Here is a 17,218-nt window from a genome sequence, read left to right as displayed (position 1 = left end):
CCTTAAAAATGCACGCAAGTCATTGTCTTTTAACTGATTACCCTCGGCGTGTATAAACATTTCCATACGTCTGTACGATCGGAAATCGTTGGATGTAGTTCTAAAGGTAGCACGCCCATAGCCATCACGTAAATTTTTAACATTTAGGGCTAGCGACTGTTCATTTTGGCGTGATTCACCTCTAAAATTTGTAAAATCAATCTCTCTCGTAATCCCTGGAGGAAGCACATAAGGAATTGGTGTACGTTTACCATTCTCTTCAATATTTACTGTGCTTACATCAATGGTGGAGTTATCAATACCTGGATTGTTTAGCGCAGGGTCGGCAATAACTTTTGCGGGACTATTTTCGGCATTGTATCTACGCCATTCGCCACGCACCAATTGTAATTTTGCCAGACGCATGACGGTGGTATCCGCAAAATCTGTGGTAAACATTCTGATGAAACGAATGGATTTAAAGTCTTCGATGTTCCCTACTTTTTGGATATATTCAGTAATAGGAATTTTAAATTGAATCCAACGTACCGATTCCTGTTTACCATTAGCAAGTTTCACTGAAGTTGTAAGAATATCTGAAATATAATTGTTTCCAACAGTTTGTAAATCTTTCGGACGAATTGATATTTTATATTGAAAATACTCGTCAGCCTGCGTTGAATTATTATCACGGTTAATATCTTCCCCATCAGGAAAAGGAGTTGCTGCTGTATTTTCTATTCCAGTTTGCTCCTGCGATTGTTGTGGTGTTTTGGAGTTCCCCTCTGTATTATTATACTTTAAGTATCTTTTTAAAATACCGGCATTTGCCTGATCAAGGTTAGATCCGCGATAATATTGAAAATCATCAGATGCGGGATCAGATTCCAATTCAGCTGCTGCCTGTGGACTTAAAACACCTTTAGCTTGATTCAAGAAAGAGCTAAACTGCTGACGTTCGTCTGTTGAGCTTAATCCATCAATACCCACATCTTGAAACTGCCTGGCGGAAGGGTTATTATCAAAAGCCTGGATAACAGGCTGAAGCTTAGGCACTCTACCCCAAATTGTTTGATCAGTTTTAGCGGGATTACCATCTACTGGCAGACCATTTTCAAGTGCTTTCCGGCCGTCCTTCAAAATATCTTCACTGATATTTCCTAGGTTAAAATATAAATCACCTCCCTGACTATTCTTTTTGTAAATAAAGGGGTCGAGCATCCATACCTCAATAAATTCGATGTTAAGGGCCTCAAAATCATTAGTTTCAAGCTTTCTAAATATACCACCCCACCTGCTTCTAGGATTTGATAAATTACCGTTTGGCGTTAAACCAGTAGTAGTAAAGTTATAAGGGCCACGAACATTCGGATAATAAGCAAGGTCGAAAGTGGGTAAAATAATGGCTTGTCCGGTATTCGACTCTTTGAAAGGAAATACCTCACGTTCAAATACTTGCCTCACATAGTGATTAGACATTTCGTCTTTATCTCTTTTAATATTTTCGGGAGTAAGTGTATTCCCTGTGATAAAAAATATAGGATCGATATTGTAAAAAGCTAATCTCGCCCGGTTATATCCATAGGCAAGATCATTATTCAAGTTAGATTCTGGAAAAAGCTGTGGTGTTCCGGAAATTTGCCAAGGAATAGCACTTTTTATATCAATTAATGACCTACTGGCCTCAAAATCATCCAAATAACTAGCACCATTTCTACTGCCTGCAAAGTTTAAGGCCTTAGGATGTCCTGGAATAAACTGAGCATATTCGCCTGAAAATGTAATACTTGAAGCTTCCTTAGTATTGATAAATGGAATTTTATCAACCATACGAGTCAGCCACCTTGAAGGAGAGCTATAATTTACGTCAAAGCCCCAAATAGTATTTGATATAGCCTCTTCGCCATAATTTACCTTTTGCGTGAGTGGCCTTTCGGTAAGGTTCATGATTGTACCTCCCAAATTAAGCTTATTACTAACCTTATAATCAAATCTAGATCCGGTGAGCGAGCGCTGTTGCATCCCAAAAAGCTCATTATTCTCCATTTTGATTCTAATCTGCTGGCCAGAATTCAATAATGCCTGATTTAAGATTCTTACTAAGCCAATATTATAATCTACCGTAAAATCTACCCCCTCCTGTAGCGGGACAGTACCGGCAGTAACCTGCACCGAACCTTGAGGCACATTGATTGCATTTAGCTGAAATTCAGATCCTCCCTGAGATTGATAAGTACCACGAATCTGGTATCTATTTAACTTAGCAAATAACTGCTGTGCAATAACCTTTGTAGAATCATAAAGCGGTTGGTACACATATTTATCGATGAGCGCTGCTTCAGATACTGGATTAAATCGCTTGGCAAGGTCGGAACCAAAAGGCTCCACCAAAGGAAAAGTAATACGTCCGTTTAGCGGATCAATGGTTATGCCTTCCAAAAAGTCGAAATAACCATCTGGCTTTCGGTCGTTCTGCTGATTCAAATTATCCAGATTGGTCATTTGAATCCATAGTTTATTGTTTGTGTTTTGCCCTTCCGTAATTTGAGGTTTTTCAACGCCCGTTTCCTCATCAAGACGGAAAATATTTAGTTTAAAGTCGTTTCGACTAACCTGATAAGCGCCAAGAGTATAGATGTTTTTCATCATCAAGTCCCAGGTTGGCAGACTGGTTTTGAGGGTTTCATTTTTCAATAATTTCACGTAAAGCACTTCCGGAATGGAGTTGTTCACAGAAATATCGGTAGAAAACTCACCGACTTGATATTCCTGACCATTGATGGTATAGCGGAATGCTACGGCAAGTACTTCATCAGCATTGAGAGCTGTATTGAGGGAAATATATCCTAATCGAGGGTTTAAAATATATTCTCTTTCAGTTAAACTACGAGCAAAAGTGAGCTTGGCGAAATTGTCCGTTCCACCGCGTCCTGTTTGAAAAAAGGAGTTTGCATCGTTAGAATTTGTTTGCCTTAACCCGGGAGGCAGCACCTGCAACAAATTATTCGACTGCTGTGCAAAGCCTGGTCCCGCAAAACCCGCAGGTAAAGCTGAATAACCGGCTCCACCTTGCACTTGCGTAGTATTGTAAACTTTGTTTTCACCGAGATCAAGTAATGCCAAAACATCCCTAGAATTGGATGTTGTATTTGCACGGTTTGTTACCCAAACTTCAATTTTAGTAATATTTACAGGCGAACTATTAATAGGAATATTTTGCAGCGATTTATTGTAGTTATCTCTGAAATATTGAGCTAAGAAATAGTGCTTATTAGTTTCATAATTATCCGCAGAAATAGCAAATTCATTCTGCTGAGAGCCATTGGTAATGGTTATTTCACGTTGCTGCGACTTTTGCTGAGAAAAAACACTAGTGACATTTAAACGGCCAAACTGAAGTTGTGTTTTTAATCCGAATAACGCCTGACTACCAGTAATTAGCGAAGAACTCAGTGGGAGACTCACATTACCTGCCTCAATTTTTTTAATAATATCATCCTCTTTACCTGTAAAGTCAAGCTTTACCTGATTCTCAAAGTCGAATTGCGCCTCCGTATTATAATTAGTAGCAATTTTCATTCTCTCACCAATCTGCCCAACCACATTCATCTGGATACGCTGATTGAAGTCGAAATTACCCTGACGGCGTTGACGTTCGTTGAACATCGGATTTTCGTTGCGGGTTAAGCGCCCAGAAAAGGTAAGATCGGCAGAACCTTGGGGACGAATATCAATGATATTTCCTCCAAATATGCGTTCAAATGAGCGACTATTAATTTTTACTGGAGGGATAAAGCCAGGCTCACGTGCCTCAGCAAGGGGCAAATCAGCTAACTCACGCCAATAATTACGTTTAATGAGCTGATTTTCATATTTCTGATATTCTTCAATACTTAAATATTGAGGCGCGCGATAAAGTCGATCGCCAATTTTTTCACGAATAATATAACGCTTAGAAATAGGATCAAATTCTATGCTCCTTTGGATATTAGAAGGTTTGGGAAGAAATATCCCAGCTTGCTTTTTTAATTCTATACCTTTTGAATCTTGAAAAGGATATACCAGCTTAGACGTATCTTTTTTTGCAGGAACAGTTTGAGCAAAAGATTGCCCTGCACAAAGCATAATCAAGACACTTGAAAAAATCTTGAAACAAAACGTAGCTGCACTATTCAATTTTCGAACAATCTATAAATAATTATAAACTCTTTAGAGCTGTTTTTATTAAAACTTCAACGGATAAATCTTCAGGTCCCGACTTAAAAATCGAATCTAAAGCCTTTTCAGCAACACTCTTTGAAAAACCTAACATCACTAAAGCCGACAATGCCTCTTCCTTGGCAGTACTATGGCTTGGCATGCTGATTAATGAATCAGGTCCCTCTTTCTTTAACTTATCCTGCAACTCCAAAATCATTCGTTGTGCAGATTTAGGCCCAATTCCTTTAATCCTTTGAATTAAAGGAACATCCCCCTTCACTATTGCAGTTTGTATCTCTGCCGGCGTAATTGATGATAAAATCATTCTGCCAGTATTAGGTCCAATTCCGGATACCGAAATAAGATGTAAAAACAAACGACGCTCACCTTCATCATGAAAGCCATACAAAGTATGTCCATCTTCTTTAACATGAAGCCAAGTGTATAATTTACAACGCTCTGTTTCTTGTAAAGACCCATAGGTATTTAATGATATATTAATTTGATAACCCACACCTCCCGCATCAATAACTACGTAGGTAGGACATTTAAATACTAATTTACCATCTATATACGCATACATCTTAAAAATGTTTAGTTTAAGTTAAAATTATTTCTAAAAAAGCGGTCATTTTGATTTTAGCACTCTTTTTATCACATCCTTCATTCGTTTAACAACTGGCAATTTCAGGTCTTCTTTAGTTTGAGCATCAACCACAGCAATGGTTACCATATTTACTATCTCACGCACCGAACTCCCTAACTGTAAAATATGAACCGGTTTATTTAAACCAAGTAAAATCGGCCCAACTGCTTCTGCTCCACCCAATTCTTGTAGTAATTTATAGGCAATATTACCAGATTCCAGATTTGGGAAAATCAACACATTGGCAGGAGAACCAGCCAAAGTACTGAAAGGGTAATTATCCTTTAAAAGGTCAGGGTTCATGGCAAAATTAGCCTGCATCTCACCATCTACAATGATATCTTTACGCTGCTCATGAAGTATTTTTACGGCTTGACGTACCTTTTGTGGCACTATTCCATCGTTAGAACCAAAATTTGAATAAGAAAGCATGGCAATTCTAGGCTGAATATTAAATCGCTTCACAGAATGATCAAGCAAAGCTGTAATATCAACCAATTCATCAACTGTTGGATTCTCATTTACCGTGGTATCGCCAAAAAATACAGGACCTCTTTTTGTGAGCATCATGTACATTCCTGCCACTCTATTTACACCTTCTTCAATGCCAATTAATTGAAGAGCAGGTTTTATCGTTGATCCATAATCCTTGGTTAAACCTGAAATCAAGGCATCAGCCTCACCAAACTGCACCATTGCAGCACCAAAATAATTGCGATCTCTCATCAACTTTTTTGCTTCAAAGAGTGTTATTCCTCGTCTCTGGCGCTTCTCATAAAGAAATTCGGCGTATTTAACGCAGGTATTAATATCATCAAGTGGATTTATAATCGCTACGCCATCAAGCTCAAGATCATGCTCCGACATTATGTTGAAGATTTTTTCTTTATCTCCCAATAAAATAGGAATAGCAATGCCCTCATCACGAACAATTTGAGCAGCTTTTAATATTTTATAGTTATCAGCTTCAGCAAATACAACACGCTTTGGCGACGATTTAGCTTTATTGGTAATTGCACGCAATAATTTATCATCTAAGCCAAGTCTGCTTTTTAACTCCTCTTTATAAGCCTCCCAATCTGTAATTTGCTTACGAGCTATACCTGAGTCCATTGCCGCCTTTGCAACAGCCGGCGATACCGAAGTAATAAGTCGCAAATCAATAGGCTTAGGAATAATATAATCTTTACCGAATTTCAGATTTTTGGAATTGTAAGCAAGATTTACTGCTTCTGGAACATTCTTTTTGGCAAGCTCAGCAATAGCAATTACTGCTGCTTTTTTCATTTCCTCATTGATACCCGTTGCACGAACATCCAAGGCACCTCTAAAAATATAAGGAAAACCAAGAACATTATTCACCTGATTTGGATAATCAGAACGGCCAGTAGCCATAATGATGTCTTTTCTTGTTTTTATAGCAAGGTCATAAGCAATTTCGGGATCAGGGTTTGCCATAGCAAAAACAATAGGGTTTTTAGCCATTGTTTTAAGCATTTCGGCGGTTAAAACATCTGGTGATGATAAACCGATGAATACATCCGCATCCTTCATCGCATCAGCCAGTGTATCAATCTTACGACTGGTAGCAAATTCGGCCTTAGTACCTTCCAACTTATCGCGATCATTACGAATAACGCCCGAACGGTCGAGCATCACAATATTTTCTTTTTTACAACCAAGACTTACATAAAGTCTGGTACATGAAATTGCTGCAGCACCTGCCCCATTTACAACAATCTTAATTTTTTCAAGTTTCTTCTTTTGAAGCTCACAAGCATTAATCAAGGCAGCAGCAGAAATAATTGCAGTACCATGTTGATCATCATGCATCACTGGGATTGACATGCACTCTTTCAGGCGTCTTTCAATTTCAAAGCATTCAGGGGCTTTGATATCCTCCAGATTTATTCCGCCGAAAGTGGGCTCTAAAGCCTTCACTATCATCACAAATTCATCGATATTTTGGGTATCTAATTCTAAGTCAAACACATCAATATCAGCGAATATCTTAAATAACAATCCCTTACCTTCCATTACTGGCTTTCCAGCCTCCGGACCGATATCGCCCAAACCTAAAACGGCCGTACCATTGCTGATTACAGCAACAAGATTACCTTTAGCGGTATATTTATAAACATCTTCCTTATTCTCGGCAATCCTCAAACATGGCTCAGCTACCCCTGGCGAATAGGCCAGTGATAAATCACGTTGAGAATTTGTAGGCTTAGTAGGTACAACCTGGATTTTCCCAGGGCGGCCCTGTGAATGATAATCTAGTGCGTCTTGTTTACGATTAGTCTTACTCATTAAATTGGAAATTGATCAGTGGCGCAAAATTACAATTCTTTTCTATACTGATGTTATAAACATTGACTATCTATTATGAATCTTAATAAAACTAGATTTTAGGTATCTTGAGTGGCATTCCAGGTTTTAACACAGTGCTTTTCAATCCATTGAGCACTTTGATCCCCGCAACTGTAGTTCCTTTAAATTTACTAGCAATGCCTGAAAGTGTATCTCCAGCCTTCACAATGTATTGAAAATAAGAATTTTTATTGTTTTTCTGTTCAGTTTTGAATTTATTCTCGGGATTCGCGCTAATGGTTAAGTTAGCAGTTGTGTCCTCATCCTTACCATTAAACAACTCATAAAGAGACGAATAACTCGCACTTGTGAAAGATGGAACCACCAATTGCATCGGCAGGAGACTGCTTCCATTAATAATTTGCTTTTTATAAGAAGGGTTTAACATCAATAATTCATTCACATCCAGCTCTGTAGCTTTAGCGATACTGCTAATAGAAATTCGTTTAGTCACAGGAAAAATATCAGTACTAGTACTAAAGCCCGCGGGTTTTTCAGCAATTTCATGAATCTGATGATAGTTCATCGTGTAAACTGTAGCAATGAAAGCTGGCACATAATTCTGCGTTTGGAGTGGCAAAAAAGGACGGACTTTCCAAAAATCAGCTACGCCACCAGACTTAGCAATGGCACGAGTAACGGCACCCATACCGCAATTAAAGGCAGCAATCGCCAGAAGCCAATCGCCAATACGTTTATGGGCATCAGAAAGATATTGTGCAGCAGCAAGACTTGCCTTTTGAGGATCTTTCCGCTCATCGGTATAACTATCCATTGTTAAACCATAGCCTTTGGCTGTAGTGTACATAAACTGCCAAGGCCCCACAGCACCCGACCTTGAAACAGCATTGGGATTTAATGCTGATTCAACAACCGTGATATACTTCAACTCATCAGGAAGGCCAAATTCTTTCAATGCCTTTTCAAAAATGGGGAAATAATACTTCGACAATCCAAGCATTTTACCAATATGTTCCTTTCTCTTCAAATAGGTATCAATATACTTCTGAACATGCTCATTATAAGATAGATCCACATCTTTACGGATAGACTCCAACCTAGTTTGAAAAATACCATTAGAAAGTGGGACAATCGGATTTCCAATGAAAACACTTTTAGGAATTGAGTCCTGATTTATCTGTAATGTATTGATATTTAGATGATTAGATTCGAAAACTATAAGACTATCATTCTCTGATGCAGTCAAAATCCCACAAGAGAGAAAAAATAAAAATAACAGAGAAAATACCGTTTTAAGCATAGGTTTGATTAAAGGTAATTAACAATTTAAGAATATTATTTTGGTATAATCCTATTTTCAGATTATACAAGCTTGCAGTACATTTTTGAAAAGTTCAACAAATTACTCTCGCCAAAACGGGGAGCTAAAAACTGTATCCCTAACGGTAAACCCTCTTTATTATTGCCTGAAGGCAATGAAATAGCCGGAATTCCAGCTAAGGATGCCTGAACAGTGAATATATCCGCTAAGTAACTTACGATAGGATCATCACTTTTTTCACCAATGGTAAATGCCGGTGTAGGTGCTGTTGGAAGCATAATTAGATCATATTTTTTTAAAATCTCATCGGTTTTATCACGAATCAATCGCCTAACTTTCTGTGCTTTCGCATAGTAGGCATCATAATAGCCCGCACTAAGCACAAAAGTTCCTAAAACAATTCTGCGTTTAACTTCTGCACCAAAACCTTCGGATCGAGAGCTTTTATAGGTCGATTCTAAGTCGAGAGCATGCGCGCTCCGATACCCATAGTGCACACCATCATATCGTGCTAAATTGGATGATGCCTCTGCCATCGTTAAAATATAATAAGTTGGAACTACATAGTCGAGGTACTCAAAAGAAACCGGCTCAACCACATGCCCCGCATCCTTCAGTAATGCAATACTTCTTTCAAAAGCTTGCTTTACTTCCGAATCTAGTCCCGCAGAACTCAAAGCCTCCGATAAATAAGCGATCCTCTGCTTCCCATTTGATTGAGGCTCCTCCGAATAAGCAGGAACTATTTTGCTTGAAGCGGTGCTATCGTATTGATCGGGACCAGCAATGATTTCTAAAAGAAGAGCTGCATCCTCCACGCAATTTGTAATTGGACCAACTTGATCGAATGAAGAGGCATAGGAAATAATTCCATGACGTGAAACTCTTCCATAGCTAGGTTTTAATCCCACAACACCACAAAAAGATGCCGGCTGACGAACAGAGCCACCCGTATCAGTCCCTAAAGCCGCAAGGCATAATCCAGCTTGTACAGCCACTGCTGAGCCACCAGATGAGCCCCCTGAAACCCTTTTTCGGTCTGCAAAATTCTTCACGGGACCATAATATGACGTTTCATTCGACGCACCCATTGCAAATTCATCACAGTTGAGTCGCCCAATGATAATGGCATCCTCAGCTAGGATTCGCTCAACTACTGTAGCCGAAAATGGGGAAACATAATTTTCAAGAATCTTTGAACTAGCAGTAACTTGATGACCTTGAAAGCAGATATTATCTTTAATGCCAATAATCATTCCTGCCAGTTTCCCGGCGGTACCTGCGCTGACTTTCGACTGAATTATTTGGGCTTTATTGCGTGCTTCATCGGCAAAAACCTCCACAAAGGCATTTAGATCTTGATTTTCGGCGATACGATTTAAGTAATACTCAAGCAGAATAGGTAAAGTAAAGTTTTGATCCTGCTTTAATAATGCCGACTGAATAGTGGAAAGAGAAGAAATACCTTCCATGCCTTATTGATATGATTAGAAATTTAAAAATATGAAAATCCACATTTTTGAAATGAGGTTCCATTTATATGCCAGCCAGGGTTTGGCTCTCTATCGTCTCTAAAGATTCCCAAAAGGCAAAATGACAAAATGATCCTTTTGATCGCCATAAAAATGACAAACAAAAAGATCATTCACAATATAATTATTTAGCGTCCTGGTCTTTTGAAGGTGTTTCACCTTCGCCATTTGAGGCCGTTTTAAATTCCTTGATACCCTTGCCTAATCCGCGCATAAGTTCCGGAATTTTTTTACCGCCAAACATTAATAGGACAACCACAACGATAAGCACTGCTTCCGTAACTCCTAGTCCCATGAACAATAAAATTGAATTTAACATGATAATTTATTTAATGTGCGTTTTTTATGTTTTCAGAAGCATTTTCGCCAGGCATAACCTCACCTGAAGCTGCTTCATCGCTTGAATTATTTTCTGTAGTATGGCTATCTGACATTGGTGCATCCATGTCTGGATAAGTCCCGCCACCTGAAGGCACACCATAACTATTTGGTGATTCTGAATAGCTATTTTCCGTATCCTGATAATTATTTACAGGATTTGAAGCGGCTGCTTTTTCTAATTCTGCTGCCTCTGTCACGGTATTGATATTATTATGGATTTCACGCTTAATGCCATCCGAAGCATCTTTAAACTCCCTCAATCCTTTCCCTAGTCCGCGAGCAAGCTCAGGAAGCTTTTTGCCTCCAAATAAAAGTAGAATAACAACAAATATCAGGACCATCTCCGGTCCGCCGATATTTAAAAATAACATTATCGAATTATACATATTACAATGGTCAATATACAAATATAGGCATTTTAAACACCTTAAATTTAAAAATTAATTTGATAGCCAACTTGCAGGGTTCAGAGGGGTAGCACCTTTACGTACCTCAAAGTGCACTTCAGTTGTTCCATCTACGGGGTCAGTAATTACTACCCCAATGCTTTGCTTTAACGTAACTTTCTGTCCTCTTGATACACTAACACTTTTTAAATTGGAATAAACCGTAAAATATTCACCATGTCGGATTAAAACTGCATAAGATCCCGAAATGTTTTGTACGGCAGCAACCTCACCAGCAAATATTGCCCTTACCTGCGACCCTGGAGCCGTTTTTATATCTACACCATTGTTTTCAACAGTCACATTTCGGCCGATGGTATGATTCCCAAAATCCTCAATAACCATTCCATTACTAACGGGCCAAGGTAAATTACCGCGGCTGCCAAGGAAATCGGACGATAACTTTGCCGATTCAGGCGTAGCCGATAAAATACTCGAGCCACTCGCTACTGGCCTTGCATCTGGAGCGGCTCTATTTTCTGCTTTAGCCTTTGCAAGTTCAGCCTTAGCCTCTGCTTCAGCCCTTTTTCGAGCCTCCTCAATTTCACGATTAATGGCATTCTGAATGGCACGATTTAATCTGGCTGATTCTTTCTGCTTTTGTGTAAGCTCCTGCTTTAGCTTTTTCTCCTGAGTGGTTAAGCTACTTAAAACTTTCGACTTACTATTTTTTTGAATACCAAGCGTCTTTTTTTCCTTTTGTTGATCAGAGAGCAAACTACTTTTCTCTTGCTTATTACGATCAAGTTCCACAATTTTTACATTGAGATCTTTCTGCGTTCCTTCAATATAACGTGCTTGTTTTTTGCGATACTCGCTAAACTGCTGCAAATATTTTAAGCGCTTATAGGATTGATTGAAGTTGTCGGAAGCAAAAATAAACATCAGCTTACTGTATGCACTTTGATTTCGGAAGGCAAATAAAACCATGGCCGCATATTCCTTTTTAAGCTTATTTAGTTGAGATTGTAGCGAACGAACCGTATTGGTATTGTCAGAAATTTGATTGTCCAACAATTTAACCTCCGAGTTAATGACATTAATTTTTTTCTCACGCAAACGTATCTGTGCATTCAATGCTCTGATTTCCTTTAGAGAGAGGTTCTTATTGTTCGCTGTTTGATTTAAACTGCGATTAAGTGACTCTATCTCCCGCGTTAAAGCCTCCTTTTGCCGTCTAAGATCAGAACTACTCTGAGCAAAAGCTTGGGAAGCTAGGCAGAAGAAAAACAAGAAAAAAATGCACTTTAAACTCTTCATTCTAACAAATGTATTTAATTTTTTATCGAAAAGCGCTCTGGAACTCTAAAAGGCAACTCAAATTTGGTGTCCATATCTACCTTTAAATAATTCAGATCCAGACTAATAGCCTTATTTTTTGCCTTCGAATTCATGCTTACTGATTGAGGTATCAATTGCTCATTAATAGACATAAAATTAGAATAATTCACCAAAAGCTCTTGCCCTGCCTCAGAATCATTCAATTGATTTATTAATACTTTATTCTGTGAATCAACCTTAAAATTATAAATCATGGAGGTAAAAACGCTTTTCAATAAAGTATTTTCTCCTTCTATATTTAAAGCTGTATCCTCACTAATAAACTCATCTATTGCATTTCCTAGCAAAACAGACTGCAATGTTTTAAATGTGATGCGCTCATTGGTAAACTCATAAATATAGCTAAATGGTTTCTGAATGTAAATATTATCTAAACGGTTTAAAATTTTAACACTATCTGGCGTGATGTATGCACGAGCAACTTCCAAGCCAGCAATAGCCGTTACAGATACCCAAATCACTTCCTTATTTCTGATTCGGATATTCATATTTACCTCATTGTTTTTATTATCAATATTTAAATTGGCTGTTGCCTTAATCGAAAGGGTATTAAAAACAGTGTTCATCTGTTTTACCGCATTAATTTTAGTGATTTTTGATAAATCAGACTTAGGCTCTTCTGCCATCACTTTTGGAATAAGAGAAGCCGGTAAAAGCTCTTTTTTAGCCTTACAGGATGCAAAAAATGCCAATAATGCAATTCCGCAGATTAGTTTAGTCAATGTATTTTTTCTCATCTATCTTTTTATTCAATTTTTCTGATCCACCACCCTGAGCCTTCGCATTTTTCCATTTTTCAATCGCATTCATCTCATCCCCAAGGAAATATAAAATATCTCCATAATGTTCTTGCTGGGTCGCATTATTTTCAGGCTTCCCTTGAATTGATTTTTCAATCCATTTTTTTGCCTCCGAATATCTCTTTAAGCGGAATAAAATCCAAGCATAGGTATCTTCTGAAGAGGGATTATCAGGATCAAGCTCTAATGACTTCCTCGACATTTCCTCCGCTTCCATAAGCTTCTCTCCTCTTAACGATAAATAATACGCATAATTATTTAACACATAGGAATTATTGGGATCAAGCACAAGCGCGCGATTATAAGCATCATCAGATTCTTTAAACTTTTTTAAAGCATTGTACGAATCTCCCAAACTCGAATAAATCTGCACCACTATTTCTTTATCACTCGGCTCGAGATCCAAGGCCCCCTTTAAAAATACAATTGCTTTTTCATGATTACTAACTTGAGCATAGCCAATCCCGGTGTAAAGATATAAATTGGCTTGATTGGGAAAAATGGTTAAAGCCTTATTTCCATCTTCAATTAAGTCCTTGAAATCGCCCCGATTAAGCTCAATACTCAATAATTGTTCCCAAATTTGATATACCTGATCATTAATTTCTAAAGCTTTTTTATATGAGATTTGAGCTTCCTCAAATTTACGCTCCTGAAAAAGCACATCACCCTGAAGCGCAAAAGCTTTCGCTTCACCAGGATGAACTTTCACTGTAATTGAAGCAAGTTCATTGGCATAAGCTCTAGCCTTCATCTCAGCAAACATGGGGAAAAATGAAAGTACAATTCTTACCTTCTCATCAATGTTTAAATTAGCATCTTCAAAAGCTACTTTAAGCTCTATAAATGCATTTTCCATCTGTTTTAATGCAGTAAATTGATCGGCAAGCGCTAAACGAAGCATGCCATTTGAAGGAAATTGAGTTTTTGCCTTTTGCAGGATATCAATGGACCTGCTACGATTACCTGATTTAACAATCACCTCGCTTAGATAGATATAATTTTTTATCTCTTGAGGATTTTTAAGAATCTGATTATTAAGCTCTTTCTCTAGCTCCTCATATTTCCCATTTTGCAATAAAATTCGCTGCCGAACAGAAATAATTTCATCCGAAGAGCCAAACTTGTCCTCAATCTCACGATAAGTCGCCAATGCATTATCAAACTGCTCAAGAAGAAGATAGGCATTTGCACGATCATAAAAATAATCCTCCTGCTTTGGAGCAAGCTTCGAAACTTCCGTTAAAACGGGAATAAGCTCATTTATTTTTTGAGACTTTTTATATATCTCGGCCAATGAAATCCAATACCATTCATTGTCAGATTTGAGGCTAATAGCCTTTTTAATCAATTCTTCTGCTTGAGGCAAGTTATTCTCCTCCAACTTGATATTGGCTAATTCAAAAAGGGCGGCGTGATTGGAAGGATCGAGTTTAAGAACTTTTTCAAAGTGACTTGTAGACTGCGGATAATTCAAGACTAATTTTTCTTGGAGTCCCGCAAAAAAGCTGTTCTTAATCTCCAAACTATCGTTAAAAGTTAAGATTTTCTTAGAAGGCGGATCAGTCTTTTCCTTAATATACTCAATTTTTTGCGAAAAAGCAAATAATGACGTACAAATCGAAAAGAAAATCAGAAATCCTGCCTTTTTCATGTCAATTTATAATCCGGTATGGCCATAACCGCCAGCACCACGAAGTGTTTCGGACAATGTTTCAACAAGTTCCCAATCTACTTGCTCATGCTTGGCAACAATCATTTGAGCAATTCGATCGCCATCGTTAATCTCAAAATTGATATCAGAGAAATTGATAAGCAAAATTTTTATCTCACCTCTATAGTCGGCATCAATGGTACCAGGAGAGTTTAAAACTGTAATGCCATGCTTCAATGCCAAACCGCTTCTAGGTCTGATTTGGGCCTCAAAACCTAGGGGTAGCTCGATGAATAAACCTGTTGGGACTAATTTACGCTCCATAGGTTTTAAAAGCACTTGCTCGCTTAGGTTTGCCCTCAAATCCATGCCAGCCGAAGCAAAAGTTTCATAGGCTGGTAGTGGATGCTGCGATTTATTTATTATCCTGATTGTCATTTTAGGCCGAAAATTGCTTTTAACTCTTTACGCTCAATAAAAATTATTGTTCCGGCAAATATAAGAAAGAGGGCATTGCCAATGAGTAAATTACGGTCAAATACTACAAATGCGACAAAAACAATACAAAGGGAGCTTAGCAGATAGACCAAATTCCTTTTGAGATTGTATGGAATAGGATAATTTCTTTGCCCCCAGATATAAGAAAGCACCATCATCACCGTATAGGCAGTAAGTGAAATCCAAGCGGAAGCTAAATAGCCGTATTGCGGAATAAAAATTAGGTTTAGGATGATTGTTAAAATCGCCCCAATACCCGATATATATAAACCATAGCGTGTTTGATCAGATAATTTATACCAAATGGAAAGATTGATATAGATTCCAAGACTCACATAAGCGAATAGTAAAATAGGTACAATCTTTAATCCCGACCAATACATAGCCTGTTCTGCCGCATCTTTACCCTTGATAAAATACTTCAAAAGTTCAATATTGGCTACCAGGAAAACAAAGATTAAGCATACAGCAATCACAAAATAGTTCATGATTTTGGCATAGGTTTCGCCCGAATTTTTATTCTTAGCATGGCTAAAGAAAAATGGCTCAGCCCCTAGGCGGAATGCGTTGATAAAAATGCTTAGAAAAATAGCGATTTTGCAACATGCAGCATAAATTCCAACCTCCTGATCAGATATTCCTGGAGGCAATAATTTTCCTAAAAAAACCTTGTCGATATTTTCATTAATGATGAAAGAGATATTGGCAATTAAAATTGGCAGACTGTAAATGAACATCTCTTTGAGCAGTTTAAAATCATAACTGAATGTTAATTTAAATAGCTCGGGTAGTAAAAGTAAGAGGGTTATCAAACTCGCAATTAGGTTTGAAATAAATACATATCCAACCCAAGAATCTCTATACCAAGAACTTATAAACTCTGCGCCATACCAATTCTCTTTTATAATTAAGGGTAAAATAAAGATGAAAAGGATATTAAATCCTACAAAAGTTAAAATATTAAGCACTTTGATGAAGCTGTAGCGGATAGGTTTCCCATCGGCTCTTAATTTGGCAAAAGGAATAACTGCCAAGGCATCAAGTACAAGAATATAAATAAAATAATTGATATATCGGGCATAATCGGGATCATAAACATCCCCCATTTGCATCCAGGCTGCAATATCATCTACAAATAGAACACTAAAAAGCAGGAATATTAATGCCAACATGAAAATCGTAAAAAAGGTATTATTATACACCTTCTGCTTGTCGTTTTCATACTTATTTAAGTAGCGGAAATAAGTAGTCTCCATCCCAAAAGCCAGCACAGCATTGAGCATGGAGGCCCAACTATACATCACCGAAAAGATACCATAAACTTTTGGGGAGTATAGCCCCACGTAAATTGGGGTAAGAAAGAAGTTTAGAAAACGAGTAATTACAGTGGTAAACCCGTAAATCGCAGTCTGACCGGCAAATTTCTTAATTGCTGACAAGGAGGTTATGGTTTAGCATGAATAAAATTACTTCTTTATTATCTCAAAATTACGATAGTTTTTTAATTCGCCCTCGGTGGGGCTTACATTTTCTACAACCGACCTATCTGAACCTTTTTCGCAAAATTCTAGAAATAGCTCTAAAGAAAAATCATCCCCCTCGGCTTCAATAAAAACAGTCCCATCAGGCCTATTTAGCGCAGTTCCCTTTATCCCAAGCTGGTCGGCTACAGCCTTAATCATGGCTCTATAAAAAACTTTTTGAACCTTGCCACTCACTACAATATCTAAATGCTTCATCTATTAAAATTTTAAATCACTCAATCGATCTTTCTCTATCAGAAATTCTGTCCATAACTCATTAAGAATTTGGGAAGCAGGTTTCACTTCATGAATAGCCGATGCAATCTGTCCGATTTCAAGCTCACCTTCCACCAAATCGCCATTAAACATTCCTTTTTTTGCCCTTCCCTTACCTAAAAGATCCATTAATTGCTGCCGGTTTGCGCCATCGGCCTCAGCCTGAGCAACTTTCAAGTAGAAATCATTTTTTAATAAACGGACAGGCACGAGCGACTTTAAACTAAGTTTGGTATCCCCTTCTTGAGCTTCAATAATTGCATTTTTGAAATTTGCATGTGCCGACGATT

Annotated in this window: 13 protein-coding genes and 1 pseudogene; all 14 read right to left on the bottom strand. The window is 37.9% G+C overall.

Annotation, left to right across the window (positions count from 1 at the left end; all coding sequences use genetic code 11):
* Positions 1 to 4,104, bottom strand: a 4,104-nt coding sequence (gene sprA, locus ACIQ0D_RS06400) for a cell surface protein SprA (protein ID WP_395803884.1), incomplete at its 3' end; no start/stop codon positions are given.
* Positions 4,105 to 4,177: 73 nt separating this feature from the next.
* On the bottom strand, positions 4,178 to 4,762 hold the full coding sequence (gene ruvA, locus ACIQ0D_RS06395) for a Holliday junction branch migration protein RuvA (protein WP_395803882.1): 585 nt from the start codon (positions 4,760 to 4,762) through the stop codon (positions 4,178 to 4,180).
* 45 nt (positions 4,763 to 4,807) lie between these two features.
* Complete coding sequence (locus ACIQ0D_RS06390) at positions 4,808 to 7,135, bottom strand: NADP-dependent malic enzyme (protein ID WP_395803880.1); 2,328 nt, start codon at positions 7,133 to 7,135, stop codon at positions 4,808 to 4,810.
* Between the two features lie 91 nt (positions 7,136 to 7,226).
* Positions 7,227 to 8,456, bottom strand: a complete 1,230-nt coding sequence (locus tag ACIQ0D_RS06385) for a transglycosylase SLT domain-containing protein (protein ID WP_395803878.1) — start codon at positions 8,454 to 8,456, stop codon at positions 7,227 to 7,229.
* A gap of 62 nt (positions 8,457 to 8,518) precedes the next feature.
* Positions 8,519 to 9,949 carry an Asp-tRNA(Asn)/Glu-tRNA(Gln) amidotransferase subunit GatA gene (gene gatA / locus ACIQ0D_RS06380; RefSeq protein ID WP_395803876.1) on the bottom strand — a complete coding sequence of 477 codons (1,431 nt, stop codon included), beginning with the start codon at positions 9,947 to 9,949 and terminating at the stop codon, positions 8,519 to 8,521.
* Positions 9,950 to 10,133: 184 nt separating this feature from the next.
* Positions 10,134 to 10,328 (bottom strand): twin-arginine translocase TatA/TatE family subunit, encoded by a 195-nt coding sequence (gene tatA / locus ACIQ0D_RS06375; protein WP_291399398.1) that lies wholly within the window; start codon positions 10,326 to 10,328, stop codon positions 10,134 to 10,136.
* A 10-nt stretch (positions 10,329 to 10,338) separates the two neighbouring features.
* Positions 10,339 to 10,761 (bottom strand): twin-arginine translocase TatA/TatE family subunit, encoded by a 423-nt coding sequence (locus ACIQ0D_RS06370; protein WP_395803874.1) that lies wholly within the window; start codon positions 10,759 to 10,761, stop codon positions 10,339 to 10,341.
* A 69-nt stretch (positions 10,762 to 10,830) separates the two neighbouring features.
* Positions 10,831 to 12,096, bottom strand: coding sequence for a murein hydrolase activator EnvC family protein (locus ACIQ0D_RS06365; protein WP_395803872.1), 1,266 nt, complete (start codon positions 12,094 to 12,096; stop codon positions 10,831 to 10,833).
* 14 nt (positions 12,097 to 12,110) lie between these two features.
* On the bottom strand, positions 12,111 to 12,914 hold the full coding sequence (locus tag ACIQ0D_RS06360; protein WP_395803870.1) for a DUF4292 domain-containing protein: 804 nt from the start codon (positions 12,912 to 12,914) through the stop codon (positions 12,111 to 12,113).
* Positions 12,892 to 14,631: a tetratricopeptide repeat protein gene (locus tag ACIQ0D_RS06355; protein WP_395803868.1), complete on the bottom strand. Its 1,740-nt coding sequence runs from the start codon at positions 14,629 to 14,631 to the stop codon at positions 12,892 to 12,894. The genes ACIQ0D_RS06360 and ACIQ0D_RS06355 overlap by 23 nt, the downstream gene beginning before the upstream one ends.
* 6 nt (positions 14,632 to 14,637) lie before the next feature.
* Positions 14,638 to 15,069, bottom strand: coding sequence for a dUTP diphosphatase (gene dut, locus ACIQ0D_RS06350; RefSeq protein WP_395803866.1), 432 nt, complete (start codon positions 15,067 to 15,069; stop codon positions 14,638 to 14,640).
* Positions 15,066 to 16,568 carry an oligosaccharide flippase family protein gene (locus ACIQ0D_RS06345; RefSeq protein ID WP_395803864.1) on the bottom strand — a complete coding sequence of 501 codons (1,503 nt, stop codon included), beginning with the start codon at positions 16,566 to 16,568 and terminating at the stop codon, positions 15,066 to 15,068. Before ACIQ0D_RS06345 ends, dut begins: the two co-directional genes overlap by 4 nt.
* A 27-nt stretch (positions 16,569 to 16,595) precedes the next feature.
* A complete protein-coding gene (locus ACIQ0D_RS06340) occupies positions 16,596 to 16,868 on the bottom strand; it encodes an acylphosphatase (RefSeq protein ID WP_395803862.1) in 273 nt (90 codons plus the stop codon).
* A 3-nt stretch (positions 16,869 to 16,871) separates the two neighbouring features.
* Positions 16,872 to 17,218: pseudogene (locus tag ACIQ0D_RS06335) on the bottom strand (nitronate monooxygenase); the annotation flags it as partial.

The sequence above is a fragment of the Daejeonella sp. genome (assembly GCF_044342615.1).
In the GTDB taxonomy this organism is placed as follows: Bacteria; Bacteroidota; Bacteroidia; order Sphingobacteriales; family Sphingobacteriaceae; genus Daejeonella.
The sequence above is the reverse complement of the archived record's forward strand: the minus strand, read 5'-3'. Positions and strand labels throughout refer to the sequence as shown.

Coding starts and splice junctions, on each gene's coding strand:
- ACIQ0D_RS06360 (WP_395803870.1), bottom strand. CDS start 12,914: ATGAGAAAAAATACATTGACTAAACTAATCTGCGGAATTGCATTATTG.
- ACIQ0D_RS06390 (WP_395803880.1), bottom strand. CDS start 7,135: ATGAGTAAGACTAATCGTAAACAAGACGCACTAGATTATCATTCACAG.
- tatA (WP_291399398.1), bottom strand. CDS start 10,328: ATGTTAAATTCAATTTTATTGTTCATGGGACTAGGAGTTACGGAAGCA.
- ACIQ0D_RS06340 (WP_395803862.1), bottom strand. CDS start 16,868: ATGAAGCATTTAGATATTGTAGTGAGTGGCAAGGTTCAAAAAGTTTTT.
- ACIQ0D_RS06370 (WP_395803874.1), bottom strand. CDS start 10,761: ATGTTATTTTTAAATATCGGCGGACCGGAGATGGTCCTGATATTTGTT.
- ACIQ0D_RS06365 (WP_395803872.1), bottom strand. CDS start 12,096: ATGAAGAGTTTAAAGTGCATTTTTTTCTTGTTTTTCTTCTGCCTAGCT.
- dut (WP_395803866.1), bottom strand. CDS start 15,069: ATGACAATCAGGATAATAAATAAATCGCAGCATCCACTACCAGCCTAT.
- ACIQ0D_RS06385 (WP_395803878.1), bottom strand. CDS start 8,456: ATGCTTAAAACGGTATTTTCTCTGTTATTTTTATTTTTTCTCTCTTGT.
- ruvA (WP_395803882.1), bottom strand. CDS start 4,762: ATGTATGCGTATATAGATGGTAAATTAGTATTTAAATGTCCTACCTAC.
- gatA (WP_395803876.1), bottom strand. CDS start 9,949: ATGGAAGGTATTTCTTCTCTTTCCACTATTCAGTCGGCATTATTAAAG.
- ACIQ0D_RS06355 (WP_395803868.1), bottom strand. CDS start 14,631: ATGAAAAAGGCAGGATTTCTGATTTTCTTTTCGATTTGTACGTCATTA.